Below are 7,323 nucleotides of genomic sequence, written 5' to 3' on the forward strand. Positions count from 1 at the left end.
TGGACATTTCTTCACTTTACTCGCTGACCGAGATCCTTCAGGCCTAAAACTCGCCAACCATACCCCGACGAATTCAGGAACCGGATCGTCGAACTTGCTCGCAGCGGCCGAACACCCTCTGGACTCGCCGAGGAGCCAGTCGACCGAGCAGACCATTCGAAACTGGATAAAGAAAGCTGACCGAAACGACGGAGAGAGCGCAGAAGGACTCTCCACTGACGAGCGGGAAGAACTTCGCGAGTTGTGCACGGCGCTCCGCCAGATGAAGCAGGAGCGGGACATGTTGGCAAAAGCGACGGCCTGGTTCGCCTGGGAGACAGAGGACCGGCCGCCTCCTGGGTTGTAACAGCCCCTCCCCTACGTCGGAGACCGAGACGGCCCTCAGCTTCTACGAATCGAAGACTGCGATCATTCGGGAAGCCGTCCGGGCGTATCTTGCTGATCTAACTGTTCTGCCCTCAAGTGCGGAACGCCTATTCGTAATTCAGGGCCTGACGCCGCGTGGGGCGGTTCGGGGGCTCGACGACGCCGCGAATGCGGAGGCTGTCCGGAACAGGGGAGCCCAACGCTTCCTGGAAGAACGGGGGGACTTCTCGCGAGCGACAGTACAAAGAGAAGACCACTGGGCTGTCGGTACATACTACACATCTATTGCATGGGAGGAACGTCTCTACAACTGCTCTCAGCGCGAATCGAGGAAGGCTCTTGTTGTTGTGTGCAGTGCAAAGACCCTCCCAGACGCTCTTTCCCCTTTCGTAGACGCGGACGCTGTAGGAAACGGAGGGAAGCGGTCGTAGAGGGTCCTGTTCCTCATGGCCCATTAGGAGCGGAGTCGCGACGCTAATCGATGGACAGATTCCGGAGAGCATTCGAGCCCAGCAGAGAGGGGTCTTCCAGGGGTCCCGAAGCCGACCTCCAGGGAGACCCCGCAAGACAAAACGCCCGGCCCCCACCAGAGACCGGGCGTCAGCGGAAGTGAGTTGCTAAAAGAAATGGCGCGTGTCTCCAAGTTTCCTCACCGACACGCACCCAGGAACTGAGCAAGCGAGAGGCCAAGAAGCGATTCCCAGACTCTCTTTCACGAAGTGTTAACTTTCCGGAACACTTCCCACAGGACAGCCCGGTTCATCCGGCCCTTCCACGCCACTAGGAACGGGAAAGGCCCCCTCCCCTGGAAGAAAATTGCGCAGCCGCCAACCCGGACCTTACTCCGACCCCGGATGAAAGCGAGGGGTTTGTTACCAGACTAACGACCGGCGTGCGGACACGACTCATCATGTGCAAGAGGCACAGCGGATTCACGACCAGGGTGGCGTGGACTCGCAGAGCCGAAAACCTCTCAGGACATTTCGTCCTCTGTGGAGATGGCCACCTTGCTGTCGTCTACGTATCGCCGGTTTGCCAGGAGGAAGTCGACCTGTTTGCTTCGGTCTTGGGGACCAATGAGGGAGTTGAGCACACCGGTCGCTCCTCCGACGATTAGTCCGATGTCGAACGGCCGAATCCAGAGTCCCCAGAGCTGCTTCATCAGAACAGCCCCCAGTACGAGCAGGAGAAGGCCACCGGTCAAATACTTCAGGATAGGAATTCGGCTCGTCAGGACATTGGACCGCCACAGGCGCTGGGCTCTCGGCACGTTTGACACGAAGTAGAACGTGGCCTGATGCCCGGTGAGGAGCCACGCCAGGACACCGACTCCCCATCCGATGGCCAAAATTGCGGCGAAGTTAAACCAGTACATTGCTCGTCGTTGCGTGTTGCCAGAACCCGAGGGATCGGAGGCCGGGCGCCACTCTTGATGTCGGTGACAAAGATTTCCCCAACGGGACAACGATACACTCCCGAGCAATGACCATGCCTCAAATTCAGGAGCAATCTCGTCTGGACCTCCCTCTCTGCCTCAGGAACAGCTACCGTAAGTTGGGAATCTTTGCCTTGTCCGACCCCCCCGACGATTCCGTCCAGATGGCGCGCGCTTCGGGCTGAAAAGCTGGGAACAGGAGCAGGGCACCCCTGGTCCACCAGCAAGGATTGAGATGCACGTCTCCAACGACGAGTCCACCCCGAAACGGAGACGACTCAGAACGGCCTGTGCTATAGTGCAAAGTATGTGCAGTGCCCTCGAATAAGCTTCGTATCAGAAACACGCCCACTTCGTCGCTCTGAGCTTGACTCAGAGCCCATCTGACGATCGCCGAGCCCTCCCCGTCTGGCTGGATGGGCTCCAGAGCACGTCTGGAGCGACGAAGGTAACCATTTCTGGCGGATGGAAGCGGGCACACATGACTCTTACATATAGCACAACGCGTACTGAGAGCACACCTTGCTGTCGGAAGAGGGGTTGAGGCCGAGACAACGCGTGCTAATGTGTCGCAGGCGATACTGGACCGGTGTGTCGCAGGCGATACTGGACCGGGCTGGGACCCACCGGTCCGGCGACCTCGACTGGCCTCAGGAAACCGGGCCGCTGTTCCTGGCTCCCGCGGCCTGACGCCCGACCCCGTTGAACAGTAGGCGGACGGAGTCGCCCTACCAAGACACTGGATCGGCGGAACGGTTTTACTGTGCTGTCACGGCCGGGGGGTTGACGCCCCGGAGGACGGTTTTCTTATTCTGGACACGACGAGCAGTCAAAAGAAGCCAGCCTGCCCGGTTCAACCTCCAAACTGAGGTCTGCCGCAAGGGTGGGCTTTTTTCGTATTCCCCTCACGAAATCATTGGCGCCGTTCCAATACAGACACATGGCAGTCAGATTGGGTGTGGTCGGCGCGGGCGCCGGTGCCGCGTCCGCAACGTACGTCATCGACAATGCTCTCCCCGGGGCCGAGATCACGGTCTTTGAAAAGTCACGCGGCGTCTGCGGTCGTGCCGCCGCACGGAGACGCGACGGAATCGTCTACGACTACGGAGCAAACTACCTTAAGGACACCGGTGGCCGCGTCAGCACCCTCATTGCGGGCGAGTTCGACGACGGGCTCGTCGAGGTCCAGGGCCCGATCTGGACCTTTGACTCCGACGGCAACATCTCGGAGAGGTCCGACGGCGGGCGACGATGGACGTACGAGGACGGGATCACACGTCTTGCCAAGCACCTCTTTGGGGCCACAGGCGCAAAAGTCGAGCGTGAGACGCGCATCGCTGATGTTTACCACGACGGAGGCTGGCGGCTCACCGACGACGACGGAGTCGCACACGGACCGTTCGACGCCCTCCTCCTAAATCCTCCGGCCCCCCAGACCGCTGATCTCCTGCGAGAAACGGGCGTTGAGGCTGCGGACCGTCTCGGCAACGCTGCGGGCGGGGTCAGTTACCAGACGGGCTGGACAGCCGTGCTCGGATACGGGTTCGAGTTCGACGCTCCCTATTACGGACTGGCCAACGCCGACGGGGAGCACCAAGTTGGCTGGATCGGACGCGAGGAGCGCAAGCCCGGACACGTACCGGGCGAGGAATCGGTCCTCGTCGTGCAGGCGAGTTCTGACTGGTCGACAGAACGGTACGACGCGGCCCCCGATCGGAACGTCGCCATCCTTGCGCGGCGGACCGCGGAGATCGTCGGCGACCGGCGCCTCGCCAATCCCGACTGGACCGACCATCAGGGATGGAGGTACGCGCTCCCGGACGACGGCGTCTCGGGGAGCGCACGTCGAGATGCCGCCCAGGCGGGGGTGTACGTGGCGGGCGACTGGGTCGCCGGAGAAGCGCGACTGCACGCCGCGGTCCGGAGCGGTCTGAAGACGGGCGAGACCATGGCCGATTCTCTCGGCGAAGGATAACCGGCGGGGCGGAACTCCCGGAGAATCGGCTTCACAGAGTATGCCTGAAGATTTGCTCGTGCGGCGGAGGACAAGCTGGGGAGTCGGCGAGACGAAAAAAGGAGCCGGGCCCCGTGGTCTCCTCCGATCTGAATAGGCTTGCTCGATTCCTGCCTTAGTTCGCCGGCCGATTCTCTCCGTCTCGTACGGACCTCAGTGGTAGATGTCGGCAGAACCGGTAGGATCTGCCCCTTTCCAGGCAAGTTCTAGAGGCCAAATCTTGCGGCGTCAGAGGCGTTGAACGCTCGGGGCCTGCGGAAAAATCGACCGCCTTCCGTCTGCGGACTTCGGTTCATTTTTGAGCCAAGACGACGGGATCAAAATGGCATCGTACGGCGGCGACGTACGATCGAGTCTCTCTGCGTTCCCCGTGCCAGCTGCTTCCTCCCGGACGGGAGATCTGGGTGGGAACGCCGCTCCCCGCGGTGCCAGAGACGTTGCGGCTTCAATTCCTTCCGGCCGAAAGGGTCTGGTCGATCGTGTTGGACAGCTCTGCCCCGGTAAACGGCTTGCTCACGTACCCGTCAAATCCGGCATCGAGCAGGGCCTCGCGGTCTCCCGGCATCCCGTAGGTGGTAAGCGCGACGGCCGGGACCCCCTTGGTAGGCTCCAGGTCGCGGAGAAGGTGGAGAAGCTCCGTTCCGCTTCTCCCCTGCCCCAGCTTGATGTCCAGAAGGAAAAGATCGAACGGCCCATTGTCGAGGACATTCAGCGCTTCTTCCGCATCGGACGCAAGAACAAGGTCGTAGGTCTCCTGGAGCTGTTCTCTGATGAGCAGTCTCACCTGTGGGTTGTCTTCGACAAAGAGGATGCTCGGGGAATCGGAGGCGCTCATGGCTACGCCGCGCGGGAAAGTGAAAAAGGATCTCGCCTATGACATGGAGGAGAGCGCGAGTGTTCCCTCCAGGGGGCAGGCGGCGGTGGGAAGGACGTCCACCTTCTCAGCACCACCAGCCGCCCAGACGGTGTCGGCTCGGGGGCACCGGACGGTGAAGCAAGCGCTTCCCCCTCCCTGGTCTCAACCTCAATCGATCCGTCCAATTGAAGGCCTCCTGGGGTTCGTTGGGCTGAGGCCTCAAACGGCCATACTGGGCCTTGAGTTACCACGCCACAGGGGCTTCTCTCGGAGGCTGCAGGAAGACGCCCGCTCCTGCCGTGCGTCCCGGAAGGAACATGAGGGAACGTCAACCCCCCTGTCTTTTTTGGTACATGGTATGGTTTTTTGATCTGTACAGCACTGAATTTCCAAAGCACTTTTCCTGCTGTCGCTTCGAACCCGTCTCTCCGCTCCCATCTGCGAGAGTGGATCTCCGGTCAGGCAAGCCCAGACACCGCGGATCGCTTTTCTCCGTGGGTCGAACGGGCTCTCCGCGACCTCGGCCACGACCCCGATGCCCCGATGCCACCGGACAAAGCCCGGCGGATCAAAAGCACGCTCCGGGCGGCCGACATTACCCCCGCCCGGATGCAGCGGGCCCTGGAGGAGGCCCAGCGCGCCGCCGGGAGAGGCCAGTCGACGCTTGACTGGATTCGGTCGGTCTGGACGCGTGCCCACGGCGAGAGGCTCGCCGAAGAGGCTCTTGCCCTGGCCCGAGCTCGGCTGGAAGAGGAGCAGGGCACAGGATCCACGGATCTCCAGACTCCCCCGACCCCAGAGGAGGTTTTCGCGTTTCTACTTGCCTGGGAGGAGCTGGGCGGCACCGCCCTGATCGCGGCCATTCGCGAGCTTCAACGCATGAGCCAAGGCGACCTTCCTTCGAACTGAGCTCAGCTTCCGAACTGGAGGGCCGTTCTGAGCATCGAATGCCTGGGGAGCCAGCTCATGAGCCCTCTGAACTGCCCGTCGGAAGCCAAACGGGAAACTGGCTCCTTCCGCCCTCTCGGTGTCGACCCTAAGGGGCCCGCCCATCTGCTCGGCTCAGGCCCTCCGATCGACCGGCTCACTGTGGCCGTCCTCCCCGCATAGGGCCTGGGTCTACTCGCCGATCGCTCCCGCGAAGCTCAGAATCGAGGTCGGTGGCGTATGGATCTCGACGCTCATGTGGGCGAGAAACGCGGACTTCATCCGGTTGGCGTCTTCCACCTCCTCGTTCGTCCCGCCGGATGCGCGGGGCGTTTGGCCGGGGGGGACGGATCGCAGGTAGATCAGGGATTAGTGGACGGGCAGAGGGGACACGAGCACCTCACAGTCCTCAGGCGTCCTCTCCAAACAAAAAAGATGTCCTGGACCGCGGGGCGGGGAGGGGGGCACGGCCCAGGACATCAAAATGGTGGAGCCACCGGGATTCGAACCCGGGACCTCTTGCATGCCATGCAAGCGCTCTACCGACTGAGCTATGGCCCCTTGCGGGGCATCAGTTTTAGCAATACTCTTTACCTTCGGCATTTCTTTGCGTTCCGGTGCGGGCATGGTCACGGTTTGTTTCACAAAATTTGTCCGCGGTGCCGCCCGGAACAAAAATTTGACAGCCGTGCAGTTAACAAGAAGCCTGGACGCTTCGTAAAGAGGCAGTCACCACATTCTCGAAGACCCTCCTCCCTTCCCATGAATCTTGCTCTCATCGGCACCGGACAGATGGGACAAACCGTGGCCACCACGGCTACGGACCGGGGCCACGATGTGGCTGCCCGCTTCAATTCGAATCGTCCCTTTCTGGACGCGAAGCGCGCGGCCCTCGAAGACGTAGACGTAGCCGTCGATTTTTCCCTTCCGTCGCTGGCAGTGCCTCATCTTCAGCAATGCTGTGCGTGGAACCTGCCGGTGGTGGTAGGGACAACCGGCTGGTACGACGCCCTCGACGACGTTCGGACGCTCGTGCGCACCCACGACGGCAGTGTGCTATACGCCCCCAATTTTTCGGTCGGCGTGGCAGTAATGTCCCGAGCCCTGGATCAGGTGACGCAGCTCATGGACGAACTCGAGGACTACGACGCGTTTGTCCGCGAGATGCACCACACGCAGAAGGTCGACAGCCCGAGCGGGACGGCCCAGATGCTTGGGGAACAGATCGTGGCGGGGCTCGAGCGCAAGGACCACGTCGAGCCCGAGGCCCAGCACCAGCGCATCGACCCGGCGGCCGTACACGTCACGTCGACCCGCGCCGGCACCGTATTTGGCGAGCACACGGTGGGGTTCGACAGCCCGTTCGATCGCTTCTCCCTCCGTCACCAGGCCAAAAGCCGGCGGGGGTTTGCGGTCGGTGCCCTTCGGGCGGCCGTGTGGTTGACGGGACGGACGGGGCTCTTTACGCTGGATGATGTGCTAGACGACTGGCTCGACGCCTGAGTTCTCCGCTCAGGCCATCACTGACTCCCCTCTCGCGTCCTTTCCCAACCCAAACTGTACACCCTCTCCATGGCTCACGACCTGCTCTTTCGCGGCGTTGCCCCAGCCCTCGTGACTCCCTTCACGTCCGAGGACACGATCGACGAGGAGGCCCTCCGGGACCTCATCGATATTCAAATCGACGGCGGGGTCTCGGCCCTCGTCGTGCTGGGCACAACCGGG

The 7,323-nt window shown here is 61.9% G+C and carries 6 protein-coding genes and 1 tRNA gene; 4 read left to right on the top strand and 3 right to left on the bottom strand.

The window, feature by feature from the left end; genetic code table 11:
* Positions 1–1,339 precede the first annotated feature (1,339 nt).
* The gene (locus tag ABEL04_RS14700; RefSeq protein ID WP_375803153.1) at positions 1,340–1,741 is read right to left on the bottom strand and encodes a hypothetical protein; all 402 of its coding nucleotides are present in this window, start codon (positions 1,739–1,741) and stop codon (positions 1,340–1,342) included.
* Between the two features lie 1,000 nt (positions 1,742–2,741).
* On the opposite strand from ABEL04_RS14700, the gene ABEL04_RS14705 reads away from it, so the two are divergent.
* Positions 2,742–3,776, top strand: a complete 1,035-nt coding sequence (locus ABEL04_RS14705) for an NAD(P)/FAD-dependent oxidoreductase (RefSeq protein WP_375803154.1) — start codon at positions 2,742–2,744, stop codon at positions 3,774–3,776.
* Between the two features lie 484 nt (positions 3,777–4,260).
* Here ABEL04_RS14705 and ABEL04_RS14710 read toward each other — a convergent pair whose 3' ends face one another.
* Entirely contained in the window at positions 4,261–4,650 is a 390-nt protein-coding gene (locus ABEL04_RS14710; protein WP_375803155.1) for a response regulator, read from the bottom strand.
* Positions 4,651–5,214: 564 nt separating this feature from the next.
* Between ABEL04_RS14710 and ABEL04_RS14715 the strand changes: the two genes are divergently transcribed.
* Positions 5,215–5,580 (top strand): hypothetical protein, encoded by a 366-nt coding sequence (locus ABEL04_RS14715; protein ID WP_375803156.1) that lies wholly within the window; start codon positions 5,215–5,217, stop codon positions 5,578–5,580.
* Positions 5,581–6,083: 503 nt separating this feature from the next.
* Here ABEL04_RS14715 and ABEL04_RS14720 read toward each other — a convergent pair.
* Positions 6,084–6,159, bottom strand: a tRNA-Ala gene (locus ABEL04_RS14720).
* Positions 6,160–6,360: 201 nt separating this feature from the next.
* On the opposite strand from ABEL04_RS14720, the gene dapB reads away from it, so the two are divergent.
* Entirely contained in the window at positions 6,361–7,101 is a 741-nt protein-coding gene (gene dapB, locus ABEL04_RS14725) for a 4-hydroxy-tetrahydrodipicolinate reductase (protein WP_375803157.1), read from the top strand.
* Positions 7,102–7,170: 69 nt separating this feature from the next.
* On the top strand, positions 7,171–7,323 hold a 153-nt coding region (locus ABEL04_RS14730), incomplete at its 3' end, for a dihydrodipicolinate synthase family protein (protein WP_375803158.1).

The sequence above is a fragment of the Salinibacter sp. genome (assembly GCF_042218895.1).
In the GTDB taxonomy this organism is placed as follows: Bacteria; Bacteroidota; Rhodothermia; order Rhodothermales; family Salinibacteraceae; genus Salinibacter.